Genomic DNA, 21,893 nt, shown 5'->3' on the forward strand with positions numbered 1-21,893 from the left:
AAAGCGAGATCGAAAAGAAACACCCGCTTAAGAAACAAGCGACGTAAAGCAAAAACCTAACCGGACAACGCTGGGGCTGGGGGGGATTTGCCTTTTGCAATGAACCGTTAGGAACACGAAGCCACCAATTTAACACGGAGCAACCAGTCCGCCTCAGCCACGCCCACCCCACAGTTTGTCCCTCAACCCCGATCGGCGCACCACCCGCCGGGCAACGGCTCCAAGAAAAATCTCCTCCGTCCCCAAGATCTCCACCGATTTCTTCGCCCTGGTGATGCCGGTATATACCAACTCCCTTGTCAGCACCGGAACATCCCGGTCCGGCAGGATCATCAGCACGCGGTCGAACTCCGAACCCTGGCTTTTGTGGACCGTCATGGCAAAGGCCCTTTCGTGCTCGGGGAGCCGCAGCGGCACCACCTTCTTCATTCCGCCGCCGCTGGGGAAGAAGGCACGCAGCTCGCCCCCGGCTTCCCGGTCGGGAAGGATCAGCCCGATGTCCCCGTTGAAGAGCCCCACGTTGTAGTCGTTGCGGGTGATGAGGATCGGCTCCCCGGCGTACCAGCGCCCCTGCGGCGCAATGAGCCCTGCCCTGGCCAGCCGCTCCTCCACCATCCGGTTCATCGCGTCGACGCCATACGGCCCGTTGCGCAGCGCACAGAGGATCCGAAACTCGCCAAACCTTGCGAAGGCACCTTCTGCGGAATCTCCTTTCAGATAAGCCCGATACCCGGAGAGAATCCGCTCGGCCAGTGCCTCTGCGAGCTGCGCCATGGGCGGCAAAGCGTCGATCCTGATGTCCGGATACCGTCCGTCCCGGCATGCCGCAAGGGCCTCGGCACCGTCACCGTTGTTCACCATTGCGGCAATCATCCCGATGCCGCTCGACGCAGAGAACCGGTAGCTCTTCTGCAGCAGAACCACGGCATCGCCCAACGCGCCGCTTGAGTCCTGAACCGGGAGCTCGTCGCCGGAAACCTTGCCGGCCAAATCTACGAAGGTCGGAGAGAAACCGTGGGTCCCGCCGGTGCCGCAGATATCGCCGAGCACGGCACCGGCCTCCACCGACGCGAGCTGGTCGCGGTCTCCCAAAAGGATCAGGCGGGTATCCTCCCGCAGCGCGTCGACCAGCTTGGCCATGAGCGGCAGCGACACCATCGACGCTTCGTCGACGATTACCAAATCGTACGGAAGGGGATTTTCCCGGTGGTGGCGGAAGGTGCAGGAGCCTTTGAGATAGCCGAGCAGCCGGTGCAGGGTCGAGACTTCCTCGGGAATGAGCGCGGCGACCTCGGGAGCGCAATCAATACCCGCGACGATGGATTCCTTGAGCCGTGCGGCTGCCTTGCCGGTCGGTGCGGCAAGCGCGATGCGAAACTTCTCCCCCTGTTGCTGCTCCAGCAGGAGCGCCAGGACTTTCACCACGGTGGAGGTTTTCCCGGTGCCCGGACCGCCGGAGATGACGCAGAAACGTCGGGTCAGCGCGGCGACGGCGGCGATCCGCTGCCAGTCCGTCTCCCCCGGCGCCTTGGCGCCGAAAAGGCGCTCCAACCCGTCCTTCAATAGAGGCTGGTCCACCGGAGCGGGGGCGCTCCGCTTCAGGAGCGCGGCGGCGAGATCGTCCTCGTAGCGCCAGTAGCGCTGGAGGTAGAGCCGGTTCGCATCGTCCAGGATGAGCGGGGCGAATTCTCCCGGCTGTCCCACTACCGCAAAGCTGCGCAACCGTTCCGCCCATCCTTCCAGATCCTTGATCCCGAAGCGCGGCGCATCGCCATCGGTAAGTGCCGCGGCCAGGTCGAGGCAGACGTCGCCCGAGACCACCCCGCGGCTCAAAAGCGCCGCGGCCGCAAACAGGCTTCCGTCGCGGCTTGCCGCCTGGCGGCAGATGAAGTCGGCGAAGTGCCGGTCTATTTCATTGAGATGGATTCCTTCGGGAATCATAAACACCCCACCAGCACCGCCGAAAGCTCCTGGATCAGTGCCTTCGGCGGGCGGTCACTGAAAATTCCGTTGCCGGTGCCGTCCACACCGCGCAGAAAGACGTAGTGAATCCCACCGAAATGGCGGTCGTAGTCGTATTTCGGCAGCCGCAGCCTGAGGTAGTTGTCCAGCGCCACCGTGTAGAGCAGGTACTGCAGCGGGTAGAGGTGGTGCTCCATCTCCCGGCGCATCCGGACCGTGCCGTACTCGCCGACGCTGTTCCCCAGGTGGTTCGACTTCCAGTCGAGAATGTAATAGCGTCCCTTGTGCTCGACCACGAGGTCCATGAAGCCGCGCAGCATACCCTTCAGCGTGGTAAAGGAGAGCCGGTCGAACAGGGCGCCGAGGTCCACCGGCAGCGGTTGGCTGGTGAAGGCCCAGATCGCGTTGCGCAACCGGTCGGAGCTCACCTTGGCCAGGGGAAAGAAGAATTCCAGCTCGGTGAAGCGGCGCGCCACCGGAATGTCGGCCAGCTTGAATCCGGCCTCCCCCAAAGGCGCCGACAGGACCGCCCGAACCATCGCGGACACCGGCTTCTCCCACTCCTTGTCAAACCCGTGCCGATCCAAAAGCTCTACCACCAGGGACGGAAGTTCTTCCGCGGGTGCGGTGAAATCCATCCGCTCGAAAATCTCGTGCAGGAAGATACCGGCCTTGGCTCCCTTGGGAAAGGCGAAGATCCCGGTCGCCGGCACGCTCGACGGGGCATCGAAATCCGGTGCCTCCGTCTGGGTGGCCTCGTCGCGGTCCGGCAGTTCATGATGCTCCCGCGACCGGGTCGCCAGCGAGGTAAAGCTCGCCACCCGCCAGTCGCGCTCGATGCCACCGGTGAACTCCCGGCAGCTCAGCTCGGAGGCGTCCCGGTGATCGCCTGCGTACCGCGCCGCGTCCGGCTCCGGAAGGGTGACCACCTCGATGGCGCCGTCCGAGCGCTGCGCCAGCCGCTGCAGTTCCTCGATCATCTCGTCGTCGCTCAGCGCCACCTGTCCGCCCGCCGCGGCCTCCGGATGCAGCAGGTAATGCAAGGCTCCGGAGCCAGCGTCCTTGAACGCCCCCCAGGCCAGGTAGGTCAAGTATTTCCCGCGGGTCAGGGCCACGTACAAAAGCCGCAGGTTCTCGGCCAGGGTCTCCCGATCAGCCCGCGCCAGGTTGCCGCCCAGATCCTCCGAACCGATGTCCAGCACCACCCGCCCCGAATCGTCATGGAAGTAGGCGGCATCCTTGCGCCCGCCGTGCTCGGACCAGCAGAAGGGAGCGAAGACGATGGGGTATTCGAGCCCCTTGCTCTTGTGGATGGTGACCAGTTGCACCGCGGCTTCGTCGGTCTCCAGCCGGATCTCGTGCTCTTCACCCTCTTTCTTTTCCATGATGCGGGTGGCCAGCCAGGAGATCACCCCTTCCATGCCGAGGTGCCCCTCGACTTGCGCCTGGTGGACCGTCTCGATGAGGTGGAGCAGGTTGGTGAGGCGCCGTTCCCCCTGGGGGAGCGACAAGAGCCGTTCGCGCACCCCGCGCCGCTCCAGGTAGCGGAGGATCATGGTCATGCAGCCGCGTTCGGCCCAGATCTCGTGGTAGCCCCGGAACTCGTCCAGGATCTCTTCCCACGCCGCCTCGTCGGCCATGAGCACGGCAAGCTCGTCTCCGGTCACTCCGGTCATCCGGGTGGCCAGCGCACCGCGCAAAAGCGCTTCATGGCCTGGCTCCGCAACCGCCGAGAGGACCCGCAACAGCTCCGCCGCCTCGGGCGCCTCGAAGAGGTAACCGGTGCTGCACAAAACGCTCGGGATGCCGCGGCTGGTCAGCGAGCCTTGGACCAGTTTCGCCTGGTGGTTGGTCCGCACCAGGACCGCGATATCACCCGGCGCCACGGCTCGCTCGCCGATCCGGACCTTTCCGGCGGCGCCCCCCTCCAGCAGCCGGCAGATCTCGGTCGCCACCGTCTCGGGGAGAAATTCGTTCGCGTCCCCCTTGTTGATCGGCTTGCCCGGCTCCCGGCGCGGCGCGAACCAGAGCTTGAACGGGACCGGCTCGGCTCCGGCGATGGTAAGGGGGGCGAGCTCGCGCTGGGCCGCTTCGACCTCCAGAAACGGGATCGACTCGAAGAGAAACGGACTCGGGTGCGAGGCGAAAAGGGTGTTCACCCCGCGGATCAGGCGGGGGTGGGAGCGCCAGTTCTGCAGCAGGGTGTGCCGCTCTCTCGTGGCGCGAGCGGCCCCCATGTAGGCGAAGATGTCCGCGCCGCGGAAGCTGTAGATGGCCTGTTTCGGGTCCCCGATCAGGAAGAAGGGAGCCGGATGCTCCGCGGGATAGATGGTGTCGAAAATGGCGAACTGGGTCGGGTCGGTGTCCTGGAATTCATCGATCAGCGCGGCCCGGTAGCGCTTCCGGATCAGCGCCGGCAGCAGGGAGTTCTTCTGCTTGAGCGCGGCGTTCAAGTCGATGAGGAGGTCGTCGAAGGAGCGGACGTTCCGCGTCTGCTTTCGTTTGGGGAGTTCGGCGGCGAGGTAGTCGAAAAAGCCCCGTTTCAGGGCGAGAAGCCAGGCGGAGATCTCCGTGGTCTCCGCGGGAAGGTCCGGGATCACCGCCGCCGACGGGTCGGCCGCCACCCGCTTGGCGAGGTTCAGCAGCCCCTCCGGGGAGAGCCCGGCGTTCTGCGCCGCCTCGACCCGTGGGCGGGGGGCGTAATAGCAGTTGATGCGCCAGTAATCCCGGGCGATCTCGCGCAGGATCGATCCCTGGTCGGTGACCAGCTCGGTGTCGCAGAGCGAGCCGCTCTCGAAGGGATTTTCCTGCAGGGTGCGCTGGCAGAAGCCGTGGATGGTGAAAATGGCCGCCTCGTCGAACGAGCGGACCGCCAGCGAGAGGAGCCGCCGTGCTCGGGTGCGGTCGGCAGCTTCCCCGATGAGCTTTGCCAGGAGCGGGTCGGATGCCTCGCCTTTCTCGAAGGCCAGCTCCGCTTCCTTGAGCCGCTTGCGGATCCGCTCCTTCAATTCCTTGGTGGCCGCCTCGGTGAAGGTCACCACCAGGATCTCTCCCACTTCCAGGCCGAGTTCCAGCACCAGACGCAGGTACACCCCGGCAATGGTGAAGGTCTTGCCGGTGCCGGCACTCGCCTCGATCAGGTTTCTCCCGGCCAGCGGGGTATGGAGCAGGTCGAAGCGCTTCATTTGGTCCGTTTCCCCCCCTTGGATTGATGTGCCAGCAGCGGGCTCCAGATCGCCAGCGCGGTCGCCATGAACTCCTCGTCCAGCGGCTCTTCGTCGCCGAATACCCCGTGGTTGTGAACGTCCCCCGACTCCCCCGGATAGAATTCGCTGCCGTACCACTTGCCCCGCGCGTCGGTGAGCGCCTTGTGCGACTTCTTCGGGTCGAGGTGCTTCTTGGCGTATTCGTAGGAAGTTTCCGGGAAGAACCGGACCGGGAACTCCATCCCCCGGTGGTAGAGGGCGAGGATCCGCTCCAGGATCTCCCGGGCCTGCGGGATGGGCGGAAGGGCGACCAGCGCGTCCGAGGCGATCACCACCGACTCCTTCGGGTAGCCCGCCTCGTCGAGGCAGTTGAGCGCCAGGTGCTCGACCCAGATCCGCAGCAGGTCCTTCGCCTTGAGTTTGGTATAGCGGTAGTGCAAGAGCCGGTCGCAGCGCAGCGACCCTATCCTGCCGATGACGGTGGCGGTATCGAAATGCAGCTCCAGATCGAGCGGCGGGAGCGGCTCCCCCTGGCAGGCGTCCAGGACCTGCTGGGCAAATTCCGCGGCCTTCACGGCCAGCCCGTCGAAGAGGGTGCGGCCGTACTCTCCCGGAGGGAGATCGCCCCGTCCCCTTGCTATGGCAAAGACCTCTTCCACGTCCTCGCGCTTAACCTGCGCCGCGACGATCTCCTGTTCCAGTTGGTACTTCACCAGTTGAGGCAGGGCCAAAGGCTCGCACTCTTCCAGCGGTTCCACTGCGTGTTCGACCTTCATGCCGAGGCGGCGCTTGAGGAGTTCGCGCGAGGGATGGCAGAGGAAATCGACCAGGGACTTCAGGGTGACGAACTCGTCTTCGCCGACCCGGGGGAGCGGGGAAGAGATGAACCGGGGGAGGGCGGCCACCGGGGCGAGCTTCGCTTTGGCCCCCGCGAAGTTGTGCTGCGAGTAGCTGTAGAGCCGGCTGTCGCCGGAGAAGTAGGCGGGGCTGAACGGCTGGAGCGGATGGCGCACCCAAAAGAGCGTTTCGGCCTGCTTTTCGCCGTAGCCGCGGGCGAGGTAGTCGAGGAGCTCGCTCACCAGCACCGATGGTGGGATTTCGGAATTGTCCCGGATGCTCTGCCCGACGTAGCTGATGTGCAGCCGCTGCCGCGCCGACAGGAGCGCTTCCAGGAAGAGGTAGCGGTCCTCGTCGCGCAGCGAGCGGTCGCCGCGCCGGGGCTCCGCCGCGATGAGGTCGAAGCCGGAGGGGCGGTTGCGCCGCGGGAAGGCGCCGTCATTCATCCCGATCAGGCAGACCACCGGGAAGGGGATACTGCGCATCGGGAGCATCGCGCAGAAGGTGACCCCGCCGGTGAGAAAGCCGAAGCCGCGCTCCGCCTCGCCGAGCCGCTCCTGGAGCCAGTACCGGATCGCCTCGATCCCGATCTCCCCGTCGAACGCGGCCGCGGCCAGATCCTTTTCCAGGTCGTCCAAAAGCTCGCGCAGGGAAACCAGCTCCCGCTCGCCGTCTTCGTCGCTTTCCAGAAGCGCCGCAATCCCCTCGCGCAGTTCCTGGGCCCACCCGGTCACCCGGCGCGGGGCCTCGAGCTTGCGGCAGAAGGAGAAGAGGGTCTCGCAGAATTCCAGGAAGCGGCCGAGGACCAGGGCGTCGCCCCCTTCCATGTCGTCGAAGGGGAGGATGTCGCGGAAGAACCGCCGGCCCGCGCCGTTTGCGGCGTAGCCCAGGAGGAGTCGGTCCAGCCCGGCTTCCCAGGAATTCTCCTTGAAAGGGGGGAGCCCGTGGCGGCCGCGCTGGTCCGCGTCGATCCCCCAGCGGATGTTGGTCCGGCGCAGCCAGTCCCGCACCGTTTCCAGGTCCGCCGAGGCGAGCGAAAAGCGGCGCGCCACCGGCGGCGCTTCCAAAACGTCCATCACTTCCGCCGCGCCGAAACGTCCGCCGCACAGGCGCAGGACGGCAAGGAGGGCCCGGGCCGCCTCTCCCTCGTTGATCAGGTTGCGGTCCGCAATGGAATAGGGGATCCGTTCCCCCCCTTGCGGCGGCGTCTCAAACACCGCCGAAATGTACGGGGCGTACGCCTCGATGTCCGGCGTCATGACGATGACGTCGCGCGGGGTGAGGTCCCGGTTCTTTTCGAAGAGCGCCAAGAGTGCATCGTAGAGGACTTCGATCTCGCGCATCGGCGAGTGGCAGGAGTGCACCAGGATCGATTCATCGCCCAGGGGGAGTCCGGCATCTCCTTCCGGAGCGGACGGCTCGGCGAGTTCCAGGATCTCGGTCTGAAGCCGGTGCAGCGCGCACTCGGTGGGGGGCGCGGCAAACGCTTCCTCCGGATCGTCGCAGCCGAAGCCCTCGATGACGGTCTCGAAGAAGTCGCGCCCCAGCTTCCCCAGCGAGGCAAGGAGCGGGTTTCCCGTCTCGTACCACTCGTCCGCGCCTTCTTCCTCGCGGCGCAGCCGCTCTTTCTCGGTGACGATCTTGCCCCAGTATTGCCGGCAGGGATTCAGCAGGAAAAGGTGCACGTCGAGATGCTGCGCCACCTCCCAGAGGACCTTGAGGTGGAACGGCGGCAGCGCGGGGATGCCGATCAGCGCGATGCGGCGGGGAAAGGGAACCTCCCCCTTGCGCATCAGGCGCAGCGGCACGGCGAGGGCCTCGGCAACCCGACGGGAGAAATCGGCGGGATCGGCGGCACCGGCGCAGAACTCCAGGAAGAGGGCACCGAGGTGGCGGTCCGAGCGGTCCCGGGTCAGCTCGCGCCACATCAGGGTCTGCCACCCGTCGTTTCGCTCGCCGTTCTCCCATGCTTTAAGGAGATCGGGGCGGTAGACGGTGTACTTGTCGAAGGTGTCGGCGATCCGGCGCGCGAGCTGCAGCGCTTTCAGGCCACCGGGATCGTCGGCAACGTACGAGCCAACCTCTTCGAACCCCGGCGCAGCACCCTTCTCCCGGAGCAGGGACATCACGCGCCAGGCGAGCACCTCCTGTCCGAAGCGGCGGGTATCCTCGGGGTAGTCGGGAATGAGGGCGGCAAAAAGGGTTTGGACGATCTTGTTGGGAAAGGGGTAGACACAGTTGGCCCAGACCCCGAAGCGGGAGGCGAGTTCCATGGAGAGCCAGCGCTGCATCCCCTTGCTTTGAACGACGATCGTCTCGGGTGCAAAGGGGGATTCCAGCGGGGAGCGGACCACCTCGGCGAGGCTGTCCAGCAGGAGCTCCATTCGGTTGCTGGTGTGGATCTTGAGGGCCATCGGAGATCCCTTAGGGTGGCGGTTGTGCGGATGGGGAAACATAGCATAAGCGCTTGCCGCTGTCATTGGCAAAGGGAGGCAACTGCAGGAGGATGCGACATAAAAAGTCGCGACGCTCCAACCCCATCCTCACCCCGACCCTCTCCTTGAAGGAGAGGGAGCCCACGAACCGACAGCAGAGAAAGAAGAGCGGTGCCAGGTCTTGAAAAATAAGGTTTTTGGACAGCACAGAATAGGTGATATTTCAAGACCTGGCACCGGGGGCCGTGGCACCGGGGGCCGTGGCACCGGGGGCCGGCACCGGGGGCCCGGCACCGGGGGGCCCGCACTCCAACCCCATCCTCACCCCGACCCTCTCCTTGAAGGAGAGGGAGCACACGAACCGACAGCAGAGAAGATGGTGATCTTTCTGCCATAGCAGCATTTGCAGGGGGGGCGATAAATACGTCCCCTCTCCTGTAAGGTCGTGCGCGAGAGCGCAAGCTTACGACGGACAGGGTGAGGATGGGGGTGGGGAGTCGCTCCCAGAAAGATTAGTATCATCGTGCCTGGTTCGACCCTTACCCGGTGAAACTATTGCTGTTTGCTCCCCCCTCTGCTATAAAGGAGCGTTACCTTTTGGAAAACCTGCTCGGTTTTCCGGTCTGGAGGCCCTTGTCATGATGATTCTCACCCTCAATTGCCGCACCTATTCCATTCAGTACCAACTCTTCGATTGGAAGAACAAATCGGTGCTGGCACACGGCGAGGTGGAGCGGATCGTGGTGGGGGATTCCTTCATCACCCACAGGGTTCCCGGGCTCCCCAACGCCCACCGCGACGCGGAATGCTCCGACCACAAGGCGGCGCTGGGGCTGATCCTGAAGACGCTCAGCGATGCCCGGATCGGGGTCATCAAGAACGTAAATCAGATCTCCGCCGTCGGGCATCGCGTCGTGCACGGGGGGGAAAAATTCACCCGCTCGGTGCAGATCGATGCGGACGTCATCGACGCGATCCGCGACTGCGCAACCCTTGCTCCCCTCCACAACACCCCCAATCTTGCCGGCATCGAGGCCGCTCGCGCGCTGCTCCCCAACCTGCCCCAGGTTGCCATCTTCGACACCGCCTTCCACCAGACCATGCCGGAGCGGGCTTACATGTACCCGCTTCCCTACGACTGGTACAAGACGCACGGCATCCGTCGCTACGGCTTCCACGGCCACTCCCACCTCTATGCCGCGCGCCGCGGCGCCGAGCTTTTGGGAAAGGCCCCGGCGGAGACGAACCTCATCACCGTCCATACCGGCAACGGTGTTTCTCTCTGTGCGGTACAGGGGGGGAAATCGATCGACACCAGCATGGGATTGACGCCGCTGGAAGGGGTGATGATGGGAACCCGCTGCGGCGACATCGACCCGGGGATCACCTCGTTCGTCATGAAGGAGATGGGGCTGTCGGCGACCGAGATGGAGCTTTTTCTCAACCAGAAGAGCGGTCTGGCCGGTATCGCCGGGCGTTACATGAGCCGCCGCAGTGCGCTGCATGAAGCCAGCCAGGGGGACGAGCGGTGCCGCATCGGGTTGCAGATGGAGGCCTACCGTCTCAGGAAATACATCGGGTCGTACATCGCAGTAACCGGTCCGATCGACGCCATTGTCTTCAGCTTCGGAGAAGGGTGGGTTGATTGGCCGGTGCGCGGGATGGCCCTGGTTGAGATGGAGCATTTTGGCATCAAGCTCGATCCGGTTCAGGATCTCATGGCGCTCGGGGATGGGAAGGAGCATAAGATCAGCGCTCCCGATTCCAAAATCGCGATCTATGTACTTCCCTCAGGGGAGGAATTGGTCCTCAATGAGGACGTGGCGGCGGTGCTGAAGTGGCATTAGTCCAATGAAACAATGAGACAATGACGATATGCAAAAAGGGCTGGCGCCAATCGAGGCGCCAGCCCTTTTTGCTGGAGGGGTGGCTGGTGCTGTGGGAGCGCCGTTCCTGGCGCGCTCCGCCGGAGGCGGTGATGAAGGCAGCGGGTGATTTCGCGACAGGAATGTCGCTCCTACATCGTTGGCACCCGCAAATGCTATTTCTCAACGTTCTCCAGGAACGTCTGCACCATCGGCGTGAAGGTTTCGTGCTCGAGCAAAAAGGCGTCGTGGCCGTAGGAGGAGGTGATCAGGTGGTAGTCGACTTCTTTCCCGAGCTTCTTCAGGACCTCGACCATCTCCTCGGTCTGCGCCGGCGGGTAAAGCCAGTCGGAGGTGAAGGCAAAGAACTGCAGCGGAGCGGTTACCGGGGCGAACGCCTCTTCCATTGATTCACAACCCAGGCTCACGTCATAGAGGTCGAGCGCCTTGGCCAGGTAGAGAAAGGAATTGGCGTCGAATCGGTCCACGAAGTTGTAGCCGTTGTATGACAGATACCGTTCCACCTCGAACTGCCCGAAGAAGTCGAACTGCCCGTCGCGCGCCGAAAAGCGGCGGCCGAATTTGGTGGTCATGGACTCGTCGGAGAGAAAGGTGATGTGCCCGATGCCGCGGGCCAGCGCGAGTCCGTCCTTGGGATTTTTCCGGTATTCACCCTTTTTCCAGTTCGGATCGTTGAAGATGGCCCACCGGGCGACGGCGTTGAGCGAGATGGCCTGCGCCGACGGGCGCGGTGTCGCCGCGAGGATCACGGCGGAGCCGATGCGGTCCGGATGCTGGGTCGCCCACTCCAGCGCCTGCATCCCTCCCATGCTGCCGCCAAGCACACAGACCAGCCGGTTGATTCCCAACTGGTCCATCAGGAGGACCTGGGCGTTAACCATGTCGCGGACCGTGATCACCGGGAAGGAAAGGTTGTAGCGCTTCCCCGTCTTCGGGTTGATGGAGGTCGGTCCGGTGGAGCCGAAACAGGAGCCGATGACGTTGGTGCAGATGATGAAATAGCGGTCGGTGTCGAGCAGTCTGCCGGGGCCGACGATTTCGTCCCACCACCCGGCGCGCTTCTCCTCCTCGTTGTATCGTCCGGCGAGATGGGCGCTGCCGGTCCAGGCATGGGTCACCAGGATGGCGTTGGTCCGGTCGGCATTGAGGGTGCCGTAGGTTTCGTACGCGATTTCAATCGGGCCGAGGATACGGCCGCTCTCCAGACGGAGGTCGGTATCGAATTTTGCGAGCTGCGGGGTAACTATGCCGTAAGCCATATCTCTTCCGATCTGCGGTTAAAGAAAAAGCCCCAACTCATAAATGAGAAGGGGCTTTTCCGGTTATCGGACTTCCAAAGCGCCTTTCTCATCTTCGCCTTTCGGCAGGATTTAGCACCTGGCGCCCAATGGGCCGGTTGCTGTGGTTTCGCAGGGCCTTTCCCTCCACCACTCTCGATAAGCAGGTCTTTCTATTCAGTTTTGCGGCAGGATAAGGGAGCCTGCGTCTTTTGTCAACGGAAAATGGATAGTTAGTTGACCAGGGGAACGGGGCGCCTCGTACGCCCGAATGGCTGGAACCTAACGGTAGGGGGGGGCGCAGCCTGCTGCGCCTGCAGCTTCGCTTTGGTTTTAAGAGATCACCTTGTAGACTGCGGAAAAATCCTCATCCGAGCAGCCCAGCGCCTTCGCCTTCTTGAATGCCTCGTTGGCGACCGCCGCCGCGACCAGAGGCTGCCCCACGGTATCCCCCAACGCTACCGCCAGCCGAAGGTCCTTTTGCATGTGCTTGAGCGGGAAGGCGACGGTGTAGTTTCCTTGCGAGATCAATCCCCCCTTCAGCTTGAACATGGGATTGGCCAGCGCACCGGCATCCAGCACCTCCAGGAGATCGCTCTTTTCCAGTCCTCCCTTTTCGGCCAGCGCCAGACCTTCGCAGAAGATGGTCATCATGCCGCCCATCACCATGTTGACGACGAGCTTCATCCGGGCGCCGTTGCCGACGGCACCGAGGAAGAGGATCTTTTTCCCCATCTTCTCCAATCCGGGCATCGCGGCATCGTAGAGCGAACGATCGCCGGCGGCGAGGATAACGAGAGTCCCGTCTTCGGCCGGCTTCTTGCTGCCGGAAACCGGAGCCTCCAGGAATTTCCCCCCCTTCTGCAGGATGGCCGCACCGATCTTGGCGGAGGTTTCTCCGTCGACGGTGGACATGTCGACGTAGCCGCGGCCGTCGCCGATGCCGGCCAGGGCGCCATCGGGACCGAAGCAAACGGCTTCCGCCGCGGCGGGATCGGCGAGCATGGCGAAGGTGATCCCGCACGTTGCGGTGACTTCAGCCGGATTTGCTGCCACCCGCGCGCCCACCGCGGCAAGTTCGGCAGATTTTTCCGGTGAGCGGTTCCAGACCGTGACCTTGAACCCCGCCTTCACCAGATTCTTGGCCATTGCGCTTCCCATGACTCCCAGACCGATAAACCCGAATTCCTGCATGGTGACCTCCTAAGTAATGTAATGAATCTGTTTGCAAAACCATCTCGTTCCCAAGGTCCACCTTGGGAACGAGGGGGGCGTAACTATGCAAGGCAGCTGCCTTACCCTGTGGGAGCGCTTTTCCAGGCGCGATCCGCCGAAGGCGGTAACTGCGGTTCAGGCAAATCACACCTGGAAAGGCGCTCCCACAGTTAGATAACCAGTTTTGCCCGGCGCCATTTGCGCACCGAGTTTATCATGTAAAGCTCCTCGGCTCCGTGCAGATCTTCCACCGTTATGGTTCCTTCTTGGATCTCCCCGCACTCCAGAAGTTGGCTCCGGAAGACGCCGGGAAGAAGGCCGCACGACAGCCGCGGGGTGATAAGTTTCCCGCCGATCCGCACCACGATGTTGCTGTAGCTCCCTTCCGTGATTTCACCCCGTTCGTTAACGAAGAACACCTCGCCACAGTCGGGGCGCGCGGCCAACTCCTTGCTGAACAGCTCGCGCAGGCTCGTCTTGTGATACAGAAAGCGGTTTCTCGAATCGACCGACTGCCGTGCCAGGACGACGTTCACTTCCGGGGCACCTTCGGGCAACGGTGCTGCCTCACAATGCCAGGTCCCGTCCGGGAACAGGAGAAGCCGCACCTTATTCCTCCCCTCCCACCCTCGGGCTTGGGCTTCGAGAAGGTCCCGAGCCTCGGCGACGGGAAAAGGAAAACCGAAATAGGTCGCGCTCTCTTCCAGCCGTTTCAGGTGCCGCTCCAGCAGAAAGTAGCCCCCCTCGTCATGAAGCAGCGACTCGATGAGGTGGAACTCTCGCTTTTGCTGCCGGGCAAAGCTCCCCTTGGCCAGGCACTCGGCATACTCCGCCGCCGCTTTCGAATCGTGGGTAATGCCGCTCCCGATGCCCAGCACCCCCGTTCCCGTCTCCAGGTCCAGGACCGCGGTCCGGATGGCCACGGAGAACTGGGCTTCTCCACCGGGAGAGACATAGCCGATGCAGCCGGTATACATGCCACGCGGGTCCCGTTCCAGCTCCGCGATGATTTCCATGCTCCTCCGCTTCGGAGCGCCGGTGATGGAGCCGCACGGAAAAAGGGCCTGCATCACGTCGGTCAGCGTCGCCCCTTGCTTCAGTCGCGAAATCACCGTCGAGGTCATCTGGTGCACCGTCGGCAGCGTTTCCACCTCGAAGAGTGTCGGCACGGTGACCGAGCCGGTCTCGGAAACCATCCCCAGGTCGTTGCGCAGCAGATCCACGATCATCAGGTTTTCGGCCCGCTCCTTGGCATTCTCCCGGAGCCCTGCCGCCAGTTCCCGATCTTCCTCGATCCACCTGCCGCGGGGAGCGGTCCCTTTCATGGGGCGGGCGGTGAGTTGCCCATCCCGAAGGGAAAAGAAGAGTTCGGGAGAGGCCGAGACGATCCGGTAACGATCGGCTTCGAGGTAGGAACCATACTCGGTAGGTTGATTGCCAAGCAAAGTGGCCGCGAGCGCTGCGGGGGCACCGGAAAAACGGAAGCGTTCGGCGAGGGTGAAGTTGACCTGGTAACAGTCTCCGGCGGCGATCAGCTCCCGTATTCTTGTTACGGCCGCCAAATACTCGGGCTCGGCCAAGGTGGGAGACCAGGAGGAGGTGGCGCACTCGTCGGCCGGGCCGGGGACCGGTTGCCGCCGCCGGTTCTCGTAGAAGTCGAACCGGAGTAGTGGGAAATCACCCTGGGGGGGCTTGGTTGTCAGGTGCGGATTCAGGCCGGCCGCCGCCTCGTAGCTGATGAACCCGGCCGCATGAAGACCTTGGGCCACCGCCGCCTCAATCCGCCTCAAAGCCGGGATCACCTCCCCTTGGGTCGTTGCGGTCACCGTACCGGCGGGCCCGGAAAAGGTGCAGCCGTGCACGTAGGCTTGCGACGGCTGCCGGGTCATTTCTTTCCTTGGGCGCAGAGCCCGGTGATGGCGCAGTTGCGGCAGGTCGCGCGGTTTTTCCCGTCGCACCCCTCGGAGATCCCGAGGTGGCAGATGGGAAAGTCGTACTTCACCGGGTCTTCCGGATCGAGTTCCCGAAGCCGCGTCGTGATCTCCCGTGCCATGCGCCAGTCCGCCTGTTTGCGGGTGGTGAGGCCGAGGAAGGTGCAGATGCGCTGGATGTGCGCGTCGACCGGGATGACCAGCCTGGACGGCGCGATCCCGGTCCAGATGCCGAGGTCGATCCCGTCGGCGGGGCGGACCATCCAGCGCAGGTACATGCAGAGCCTTTTGCAGGCGCTGCCGGAAGCGGGGGAGGGGAAGAAGAAGGGGAAATAGGAATCGGCCGGCACCCCGCCCCGTCCGAACACGGCGCCCAGGTCCAGCTCTTTCATGGAAGCGCTGAATCCGGAGAGCGTCTCCGTCACGTCCTCCTGCGCCTCATCATGGAATCGGAGCAGCCACCCCTGGATGGTACCGGCCTCGCGGACCATGATCTGTGCGGCCAAAAGAAGACCGCAGAGGTCCCGGCCGTCGTTGAACCGGTGCTTGAAGCCCGAGAAGGTTCGCTTCCCCTTGGCCGGGTCGAACCGCTCGACGTAGTGCCGGGGGGAACTCCCCATCTCGCTGAAGATGTCCTGCAGGTTTCGTTTGATGATCTTGACGTTGCCATAGGCGAAACAGGAAGCGATCAGCCCGGCGACCTCCTGATCTTCCGGCGCCTGGAAGCGGTGGCAGAAGGAGAGCGGGTCGTTGGCAAGATGTTCGGCGGAGCGGTCGCGGTAGACCTTATCCAGGGTGGTCTTGAGGTTCGGCATGGTTCACCTGTATGGTGTATACGTAGACATTTGCAAGCAGCCTGCTAGATTAACATAGTGGTTTCACCGCTTAAAAGGGAAAAGGGGGTAACCTATGAACCTTGCAGAATTGTTTCCGGAAGGGGGGCGCGGGATCATCGGCACCGCAGATGCCAAGGGGAGCGTCAACCTGGCGATCTTCGCGACGCCGCGCATCATCGACGACCATACGCTTGCCTGGGGGCTTGCCGAGGGGCGTACCTGCGAAAACCTGAAACAAAATCCTCGCGCCAGCTATCTCTATCTCGCTCCAATCCGCGGCTACACCGGTTGGCGGCTGACCCTGACCCTCAAGGAAATCAAGGAAGGGGAATTTTTGGAGGAGATTCGCGCTTCCGCCGAGCTGACCTCGGTCCCGTCGGCGGCGAGTCAGATCAAGCACGTCGCGTACTTCACCGTGGACGAGGTGCGGCCGGTGGCGTAGCCTGGGCATCTTAACCCCATCCACACCCGACCGTTGCAAGCTCGCGCGACCCTTGAAGGAGAGGGAGACAACAGCCCTGACGGAAGATTGATGCTTCTGAGAACGTCGCTCTCCACGTTCCTTCCTTCAAGGAGAGGGACAGGGTGAGGATGGGGTTCCCGTCGTGGCTGATCAATGAAAAGAAAGCACGGCGTCCCTCGCTACCGAGGGGCGCCGCTTTTTTTCGGGCTTTCGATGATGAAGGTGACCGGTCCGTCGTTGATGAGCGACACCTTCATGTCCGCCTGGAAGATCCCGCTCTCAACCGTGATCCCCAGGGCACGCACCTTTTCCATGTAATGCATATAGAGCCGGTTCGCCTCTTCCGGGGGGGCGGCGGTGTCGAAGGAGGGGCGCCGTCCCTTGCTGCAGTTCCCCGCCAGGGTGAACTGCGAGACCGCCAGGAGCGATCCGCCGATGTCCGGGAGCGCCAGGTTCATCTTCCCGGCGTCGTCCTCGAAGATCCGCAGCGCCACGGTCTTTTCCGCCATCCATTCCGCCTGCGCCTCGGTGTCGCCCTTTTCGACCCCGAGCAGGACCAGCATCCCCGCCCCGATCTCGCCGACCACCTTCCCGTCGACCCGGACCGCGGCCTCGGTTACCCGCTGCACGACTGCCTTCACGCAAAGACCTCCTGAAGGGCGGCTTGGTAGGCGGCGAGCGCGTCGGGGCCGAAGGCGCAAAAGACGACCCGCCGGATTTCGGGATAGCTGGCGAGCGCCCTTTTCGCCTCTTCCACCGCGATGCGGCACGCCTGGTCCATGGGATAGCCGTAGACCCCGGCGCTGATGGCGGGAAAAGCGATGGAGGCGAGCCCGTGTTCCTGGGCGAGTCGGAAGGCGTTCGCGTAACAGCTGCGCAAAAGTTCCGGCTCGCCTTTGCCGCCGCCGTGCCAGACCGGCCCCACGGTGTGGATCACGTGGCGCGCGGCAAGGCGGTACCCCGCCGTTATCTTCGCCTGCCCGGTCGGGCAGCCCCCGAGTTTGCTGCACTCCTCGACAAGCTGCGGCCCCGCCGCCCGGTGAATGGCGCCGTCGACCCCGCCCCCGCCCAAAAGCGAGCTGTTGGCGGCGTTCACGATGGCATCTACGTCGAGTTTGGTGATATCTCCCTGGACGACCTCGATCTTCTCGCGCATGGATTCCTCCTTGCTTCAGGCCTCGATGAGATCCCGTAGTGTCTGCAGGTTGATGCGGTCCATCTCGTCGTCGTCCCCTTTCGGGGTCTCGATGATCTTCGGTACCGCGGCAAAACGCGGATCGTTCAAGAGGAAGCGGAACGCGTCGATTCCCAGCACCCCTTTGCCGATGTGGTCGTGCCGGTCCACGTGGCTGCCGAGCCCCTTCTTGGTGTCGTTGAGGTGGAAGGCCTGCAGCCGCGAGATGCCGACCGCGGCGTCCAGATCCGCGAAGGTCTTCTCGTAGCCGTCGCGCTCGGCAATGTTATAGCCGGCAGCGAAGGCGTGGCAGGTGTCGAAGCAGATCCCGAAGCGGTCCGGCGAGCCGCACCCCTCGATGATCCCCTTGAGGTCTTCGAAGCGGGAGCCGATGTTGCTTCCCTGGCCGGCGGTGTTCTCCAGGAGGATCTTCCCGGTGAACTGCGGGACCATGTAGAAGAGCTCGTCAAGCCCCTCGCAGATGCGCCGGATGCCGACCTCGGTGCCGTCTCCGTTGTGCGAGCCGGGGTGCATGACGATCTTGGCGATCCCCAGGCGGGCGCAGCGCTCCATCTCTTCCTTGAGCGCGATCATGCTTTTGTCCCGGACGTCGCCGGGGGCCGCGGCCAGGTTGATGAGGTAGATGTCGTGGCTGATCGCCTCGGCGATCCCGAAGACCGCCATGTTTTTCTGGAAAAGTTCCGCCTCCTGGTCCGGAATGAACTTTCCTTTCCACTGGTTGGAGTTCTGGGTGAAGACCTGGATCACCTTGCAGCCCGACTGCGCGCCGCGCTCCGGCGCCTTGTAGACCCCTCCCGCGATGGATACGTGTGCTCCGAGCAAAGCCATTCCGTTACCCCCTTTCCAGATGCGAACGAATCAGTGCCACCCGCTGGGTCGTCTCCTCCGCGGAGAGGACCAGTTCCTGGTGCGGCTCGCTCCAGTGCGGACGCGGCCAGAGCGGATCGGACGAGTGCCTCGGCAGCACGTGCCAGTGCATGTGCGGCGCCATGTTCCCCAAAAGCTCGTAGTTGATCTTGTCCGGGTGGAAGGCGCCGTGAAGCGCCTTGGCGACGGCGTTCACCTCGGCCATGACGGCGTTGCGGGTCGCCTCGTCCAGGTGGAAGAGCTCGGTGACGTGCTCCTTGGTGTAGACGAAGCAGTAGCCGGGGAAGAACTGGTCCCGGTTCAGCGAGACGTAGGTCTGCTTGAGCTCCGCGATGCGGTTTTCGGGTTCCGCCTCCCATTTGCTGCAGATGGGGCAGTTGCTCATGATGTCTCCTGCAACATCGGACGAAGGGGGACCGGCACCTGGCGGAGCCAGTCCCCCGATCCAACGGATCGGTCCAATAAAAAGAAAAAAGGGCCGATGCTGCTGGCACCGGCCCCTCGGGAACTTGCTGCAGTGGTTTACAGCGCGATTTCGCCGGAGAAGACCTCGACGGCCGGGCCGGTCATGTAGATGTTGCCGTCCTCGCTCCACTCCATCTCGAGGTCGCCGCCGGAGAGGTGGTTGAGGATCTTCTTCTCGGTAAGGCCGTTCAGCACGCAGGCGGCGGTCACCGCACTGGAGCCGGTGCCGCAGGCGAGGGTCTCGCCGGCGCCGCGCTCCCAGGTCCGCTGGCGGACTTCGGTGCGGGAGATCACCTGCACGAACTCCACGTTGGTGCGGCGCGGGAACATCTCGTGGTTCTCGATGAGCGGGCCGTACTTCTCGACCGCGAACCCCTCGACGTCCTCGACGAAGATCACGCAGTGCGGGTTGCCCATCGAGGCGCAGGTGATGTTGAAGGTGGTGTGCATGATGTTGAGCGGCTGGTTGATCACCTGGCTTGCCGGCTCGCCCTGCATCGGGATCTCGGCGCGGGTGAGCCGCGGCGGTCCCATGTTGACCCGGACCTTGTTCACCTTGTTGTCGTCGCCGGTGAAAAGCTGCAGGGTCAGGATCCCCGCGCCGGTTTCGGCGGTGATCTCCTTCTTGGAGACGATGCCGTGGTCGTAGGCGTATTTCGCCACGCAGCGGATGCCGTTGCCGCACATCTCGGACTCGGAGCCGTCCGAGTTGAACATGCGCATTCTCACGTCCGCCTTGTCGCTGGGCATGATCAGGATCAGTCCGTCGGAACCGATGCCGAAGTTGCGGTTGGAGACCTTCACCGCTACCGCGGCCGGGTCCTCGACCTTCTCTTCGAAGCAATTCACGTACACGTAGTCGTTTCCAGCGCCCTGCATCTTGGTGAATCTCATGAGTTCCCCCGGGAGAAAAAATATATCTCTCTCTATTAGCAAAAAGACCCCGGTACAACAAGAAAAATCCGGTCTCGCTTGACCGGAGACCGCCCTTTTCAGTAAGATCATGCAAAACAAACCGGGAGGGTACCATGGAACTGAAAAACAAGATCTGGATGAACGGAAACCTGCAGTGGTATGCCTTCCTCGGCAACGACGAGGTTTACCTCGGCTCGCGCGAGGTGCCGTACCCGCTTTCCGAAGGAGACAAGTGGACCAACGAGTACGGCGACGTCTTCGAGGTCGTCGACAGCGAGATCGTTCGCCGCGAACGGGTGGAGCCGCCACAGCGTTACTGGTAAACCGCAGTCGGCAAAGCCGTAGCTTGCCGGTTGGCAATTCTCTTTTTGATTGCATCAAAATTCTTGACGCTTTAGATGTAGTATTGTACCCTCTGCCTACCAATAAAAAGCGGGGTACAGCATGAGACTTTCTACCAAAAGCCGTTACGGCCTGCGCGCCCTTTTCGACATCGCTTACAATGCCGGAACCCAGCCGGCGCAGATCCAGGACATCTCCCGTCGGCAGGAGATCTCGCCGCGCTACCTTGAGCAGATCTTCCAGGGGCTGAAGAAGCACGGCATCCTGAAGAGCAAGCGGGGGCCCCAGGGGGGCTACTGCCTGGCCAAGGAGCCGGGGGAGATCACCGTCCGCGCGGTCATCGAGGCGACCGAGGGGGATACCCTCATCGTCGATTGCGCGGGTAAAAAAAATGGCGAGTGCGGTTTCGACGGAAGCTGCGTGACCCAGACCGTGTGGGAGGAGTCGACGGCGAAATTGAACGAGTTTTTCGACTCGGTCACCCTGAAGACCCTCTGCGAGCGCGGCGAGGCGCTGGGGATCAAGCGCGAGCAGGATCACCGGTTCATGTATTTCATCTAGGGCTTTACCTGCCGGCTGCCGCCGACCTTACCGGCTGTGACGGATCGCGGCAGCAATGCTGCTCCTACCGGGTAAGCCCACCTTCCTCATCTTTCGCCCACCGGCGGATCTCCTGACAGGTAATTTCATGTCCGAAACAGTTGATGCCAAGTACGCTAATTTGCAGGCGAGCCTGAAGGAGATGGGCTCGCTTTTGGTAGCCTTCTCCGGCGGGGTCGATTCGACCTTCCTGCTCAAGGTCGCCATCGAAACCCTCGGCAGCGCCGCGGTCTGCGCCGTCACCGCCACCTCCCCCACCTATCCCGAATCGGAGCTGGAGGAGGCGATACGCCTGGCCGGCGTGGTCGGGGCGCGCCAGATCCTGGTGGAGTCCAACGAACTGGAGATTCCCGGCTTCAGCGGCAATCCCCACAACCGCTGCTACCACTGCAAGAGCGAGCTCTTTTCCATCTGCGTCGCCAAGGCGAAAGAGCTGGGGCTCAACTTCGTGGCGGACGGGAGCAACACCGACGACCTCGGCGATTACCGCCCCGGGCGCCAGGCGGCCTGCGAGCTGAACGTCCGCTCCCCGCTCCTGGAGGCCGGCCTCTCCAAGGAGGAGATCCGGGAATTGAGCCGCCGGCTCGGGCTGCCGACCTGGTCGAAACAGCCGTACGCCTGCCTGGCCAGCCGTTTCCCCTACGGTGTCGAGATCACCGAGGGGCGCCTGAAGCAGGTGGAGCGGTGCGAGGAATTTTTGAAGGGTGAGGGATTCAAGGTCTACCGGGTGCGGTTCCACGGGGAGAATGCCCGTATCGAGCTCGGGGAGGCCGAGCTGCCGCGCCTTCTGGACCCGCTGCTCAGGAAACGGGTGGTGGAATTTTTCCGCGCTGCGGGATTCACCTACGTCGCCCTGGACCTGCAGGGATACCGCAGCGGGAGCATGAACGAAGGTGAGGCGCTGAAGGCTACTTCAGCTTGAGGGTGACCGGCTCCTGCCGGACCTTCGGGATCACGATGGTGAGGACGCCGTTGTCGCACGAGATCTTGAGCTTCTCGCTCTCGAGCTCGGGGAGCAGCACGAAGCTTCTCTGGAAGGGGCCGTAGTAGCGCTCGATCCGGTGGAAGTTCTCCTTCTTGATCTCCTCGCCGTGCTTGCGCTCCCCCTTGATGGTGAGGACCTGTTCCTCGACCCGGATCTCGACGTCTTTCTCTTCCAGGTCGGGGAGCTCGACCTGGATGGTGACCGCCTCGTCGTCTTCGAAGATATCCGCCGGCGGCTGCCAGACGCCTTCCCTCAGCTCGTCCCCGACCTCCTTGGTCCAGGCCAGGTCGAGAAGGCGGTTCATCTTCTCCTGCATGCTGCGCAGCTCGCTCAACGGGTTGTACTTGACGATCGCCATCTGCTGCCCCCTTATCTTTCCGTCGGAAAGTCTCAAAGATAGTCACAGCGCCAAAAATGTCAAGGGGAAGGAACTCTCAGTCGAGTCCTTCCCCTTTTTAGTGTCGGTTTGAAGGGAC

At 63.2% G+C, this 21,893-nt stretch carries 18 protein-coding genes and 1 riboswitch; of the genes, 5 read left to right on the plus strand and 13 right to left on the minus strand.

The features are described from left to right. Window positions 1–153: 153 nt before the first annotated feature. From recD to recC, 3 genes are read right to left on the minus strand one after another with little or no spacing between them, the layout of a single operon-like run. Window positions 154–1,941 carry an exodeoxyribonuclease V subunit alpha gene (gene recD, locus JFN93_RS19855; protein ID WP_199385887.1) on the minus strand — a complete coding sequence of 596 codons (1,788 nt, stop codon included), beginning with the start codon at window positions 1,939–1,941 and terminating at the stop codon, window positions 154–156. Continuing rightward, complete coding sequence (gene recB, locus JFN93_RS19860; RefSeq protein ID WP_199385888.1) at window positions 1,938–5,147, minus strand: exodeoxyribonuclease V subunit beta; 3,210 nt, start codon at window positions 5,145–5,147, stop codon at window positions 1,938–1,940. The genes recD and recB overlap by 4 nt, the downstream gene beginning before the upstream one ends. Continuing rightward, window positions 5,144–8,419, minus strand: coding sequence for an exodeoxyribonuclease V subunit gamma (gene recC, locus JFN93_RS19865; RefSeq protein ID WP_199385889.1), 3,276 nt, complete (start codon window positions 8,417–8,419; stop codon window positions 5,144–5,146). The genes recB and recC overlap by 4 nt, the downstream gene beginning before the upstream one ends. A gap of 659 nt (window positions 8,420–9,078) precedes the next feature. Between recC and JFN93_RS19870 the strand changes: the two genes are divergently transcribed. Further along, the gene (locus JFN93_RS19870; RefSeq protein ID WP_199385890.1) at window positions 9,079–10,287 is read left to right on the plus strand and encodes an acetate kinase; all 1,209 of its coding nucleotides are present in this window, start codon (window positions 9,079–9,081) and stop codon (window positions 10,285–10,287) included. Window positions 10,288–10,481: 194 nt separating this feature from the next. On the opposite strand, the gene metX is transcribed toward JFN93_RS19870, so the two are convergent. The 4 genes from metX to JFN93_RS19890 form a co-directional block, all read right to left on the minus strand. Further along, on the minus strand, window positions 10,482–11,585 hold the full coding sequence (gene metX, locus JFN93_RS19875; RefSeq protein WP_199385891.1) for a homoserine O-acetyltransferase MetX: 1,104 nt from the start codon (window positions 11,583–11,585) through the stop codon (window positions 10,482–10,484). Between the two features lie 85 nt (window positions 11,586–11,670). After that, window positions 11,671–11,769, minus strand: a riboswitch (SAM riboswitch). Between the two features lie 167 nt (window positions 11,770–11,936). Next, window positions 11,937–12,797 (minus strand): NAD(P)-dependent oxidoreductase, encoded by an 861-nt coding sequence (locus JFN93_RS19880; RefSeq protein ID WP_199385892.1) that lies wholly within the window; start codon window positions 12,795–12,797, stop codon window positions 11,937–11,939. Window positions 12,798–12,988: 191 nt separating this feature from the next. Continuing rightward, entirely contained in the window at window positions 12,989–14,707 is a 1,719-nt protein-coding gene (gene pabB / locus JFN93_RS19885; protein WP_199385893.1) for an aminodeoxychorismate synthase component I, read from the minus strand. After that, window positions 14,704–15,564 carry a TIGR02757 family protein gene (locus JFN93_RS19890; RefSeq protein WP_199385894.1) on the minus strand — a complete coding sequence of 287 codons (861 nt, stop codon included), beginning with the start codon at window positions 15,562–15,564 and terminating at the stop codon, window positions 14,704–14,706. The genes pabB and JFN93_RS19890 overlap by 4 nt, the downstream gene beginning before the upstream one ends. A 94-nt stretch (window positions 15,565–15,658) precedes the next feature. Here JFN93_RS19890 and JFN93_RS19895 point away from each other — a divergent pair, with 94 nt between their 5' ends. Then, window positions 15,659–16,027, plus strand: coding sequence for a pyridoxamine 5'-phosphate oxidase family protein (locus JFN93_RS19895; protein WP_199385895.1), 369 nt, complete (start codon window positions 15,659–15,661; stop codon window positions 16,025–16,027). A 200-nt stretch (window positions 16,028–16,227) separates the two neighbouring features. Here JFN93_RS19895 and dtd read toward each other — a convergent pair whose 3' ends face one another. The 5 genes from dtd to dapF form a co-directional block, all read right to left on the minus strand. After that, on the minus strand, window positions 16,228–16,689 hold the full coding sequence (gene dtd, locus JFN93_RS19900) for a D-aminoacyl-tRNA deacylase (protein WP_199385896.1): 462 nt from the start codon (window positions 16,687–16,689) through the stop codon (window positions 16,228–16,230). After that, complete coding sequence (locus tag JFN93_RS19905) at window positions 16,686–17,204, minus strand: O-acetyl-ADP-ribose deacetylase (RefSeq protein ID WP_199385897.1); 519 nt, start codon at window positions 17,202–17,204, stop codon at window positions 16,686–16,688. Before JFN93_RS19905 ends, dtd begins: the two co-directional genes overlap by 4 nt. A 15-nt stretch (window positions 17,205–17,219) precedes the next feature. Further along, window positions 17,220–18,071 carry a deoxyribonuclease IV gene (locus JFN93_RS19910; RefSeq protein WP_199385898.1) on the minus strand — a complete coding sequence of 284 codons (852 nt, stop codon included), beginning with the start codon at window positions 18,069–18,071 and terminating at the stop codon, window positions 17,220–17,222. Window positions 18,072–18,075: 4 nt separating this feature from the next. After that, window positions 18,076–18,495 (minus strand): HIT family protein, encoded by a 420-nt coding sequence (locus tag JFN93_RS19915; RefSeq protein ID WP_199385899.1) that lies wholly within the window; start codon window positions 18,493–18,495, stop codon window positions 18,076–18,078. Window positions 18,496–18,632: 137 nt separating this feature from the next. After that, entirely contained in the window at window positions 18,633–19,469 is an 837-nt protein-coding gene (gene dapF, locus JFN93_RS19920; RefSeq protein ID WP_199385900.1) for a diaminopimelate epimerase, read from the minus strand. A 134-nt stretch (window positions 19,470–19,603) separates the two neighbouring features. On the opposite strand from dapF, the gene JFN93_RS19925 reads away from it, so the two are divergent. The 3 genes from JFN93_RS19925 to larE all read left to right on the plus strand — a co-directional run bounded on the left by JFN93_RS19925 (window position 19,604) and on the right by larE (window position 21,354). Then, complete coding sequence (locus tag JFN93_RS19925) at window positions 19,604–19,813, plus strand: hypothetical protein (protein ID WP_199385901.1); 210 nt, start codon at window positions 19,604–19,606, stop codon at window positions 19,811–19,813. A 121-nt stretch (window positions 19,814–19,934) separates the two neighbouring features. Next, the gene (locus JFN93_RS19930) at window positions 19,935–20,393 is read left to right on the plus strand and encodes an RrF2 family transcriptional regulator (protein ID WP_199385902.1); all 459 of its coding nucleotides are present in this window, start codon (window positions 19,935–19,937) and stop codon (window positions 20,391–20,393) included. Between the two features lie 127 nt (window positions 20,394–20,520). Next, on the plus strand, window positions 20,521–21,354 hold the full coding sequence (gene larE, locus JFN93_RS19935) for an ATP-dependent sacrificial sulfur transferase LarE (protein WP_199385903.1): 834 nt from the start codon (window positions 20,521–20,523) through the stop codon (window positions 21,352–21,354). On the opposite strand, the gene JFN93_RS19940 is transcribed toward larE, so the two are convergent. Further along, complete coding sequence (locus tag JFN93_RS19940) at window positions 21,341–21,775, minus strand: Hsp20/alpha crystallin family protein (RefSeq protein ID WP_199385904.1); 435 nt, start codon at window positions 21,773–21,775, stop codon at window positions 21,341–21,343. The genes larE and JFN93_RS19940 overlap by 14 nt on opposite strands. Window positions 21,776–21,893: the final 118 nt, after the last annotated feature.

This window comes from Geomesophilobacter sediminis, from assembly GCF_016458275.1.
In the GTDB taxonomy this organism is placed as follows: Bacteria; Desulfobacterota; Desulfuromonadia; order Geobacterales; family Geobacteraceae; genus Geomesophilobacter; species Geomesophilobacter sediminis.

Coding starts and splice junctions, on each gene's coding strand:
- larE (WP_199385903.1), top strand. CDS start 20,521: ATGTCCGAAACAGTTGATGCCAAGTACGCTAATTTGCAGGCGAGCCTG.
- recD (WP_199385887.1), bottom strand. CDS start 1,941: ATGATTCCCGAAGGAATCCATCTCAATGAAATAGACCGGCACTTCGCC.
- JFN93_RS19870 (WP_199385890.1), top strand. CDS start 9,079: ATGATGATTCTCACCCTCAATTGCCGCACCTATTCCATTCAGTACCAA.
- dapF (WP_199385900.1), bottom strand. CDS start 19,469: ATGAGATTCACCAAGATGCAGGGCGCTGGAAACGACTACGTGTACGTG.
- JFN93_RS19905 (WP_199385897.1), bottom strand. CDS start 17,204: ATGCGCGAGAAGATCGAGGTCGTCCAGGGAGATATCACCAAACTCGAC.
- JFN93_RS19895 (WP_199385895.1), top strand. CDS start 15,659: ATGAACCTTGCAGAATTGTTTCCGGAAGGGGGGCGCGGGATCATCGGC.
- JFN93_RS19910 (WP_199385898.1), bottom strand. CDS start 18,071: ATGGCTTTGCTCGGAGCACACGTATCCATCGCGGGAGGGGTCTACAAG.
- metX (WP_199385891.1), bottom strand. CDS start 11,585: ATGGCTTACGGCATAGTTACCCCGCAGCTCGCAAAATTCGATACCGAC.
- JFN93_RS19880 (WP_199385892.1), bottom strand. CDS start 12,797: ATGCAGGAATTCGGGTTTATCGGTCTGGGAGTCATGGGAAGCGCAATG.
- JFN93_RS19930 (WP_199385902.1), top strand. CDS start 19,935: ATGAGACTTTCTACCAAAAGCCGTTACGGCCTGCGCGCCCTTTTCGAC.
- recB (WP_199385888.1), bottom strand. CDS start 5,147: ATGAAGCGCTTCGACCTGCTCCATACCCCGCTGGCCGGGAGAAACCTG.
- pabB (WP_199385893.1), bottom strand. CDS start 14,707: ATGACCCGGCAGCCGTCGCAAGCCTACGTGCACGGCTGCACCTTTTCC.
- JFN93_RS19890 (WP_199385894.1), bottom strand. CDS start 15,564: ATGCCGAACCTCAAGACCACCCTGGATAAGGTCTACCGCGACCGCTCC.
- recC (WP_199385889.1), bottom strand. CDS start 8,419: ATGGCCCTCAAGATCCACACCAGCAACCGAATGGAGCTCCTGCTGGAC.
- JFN93_RS19925 (WP_199385901.1), top strand. CDS start 19,604: ATGGAACTGAAAAACAAGATCTGGATGAACGGAAACCTGCAGTGGTAT.
- JFN93_RS19940 (WP_199385904.1), bottom strand. CDS start 21,775: ATGGCGATCGTCAAGTACAACCCGTTGAGCGAGCTGCGCAGCATGCAG.
- JFN93_RS19915 (WP_199385899.1), bottom strand. CDS start 18,495: ATGAGCAACTGCCCCATCTGCAGCAAATGGGAGGCGGAACCCGAAAAC.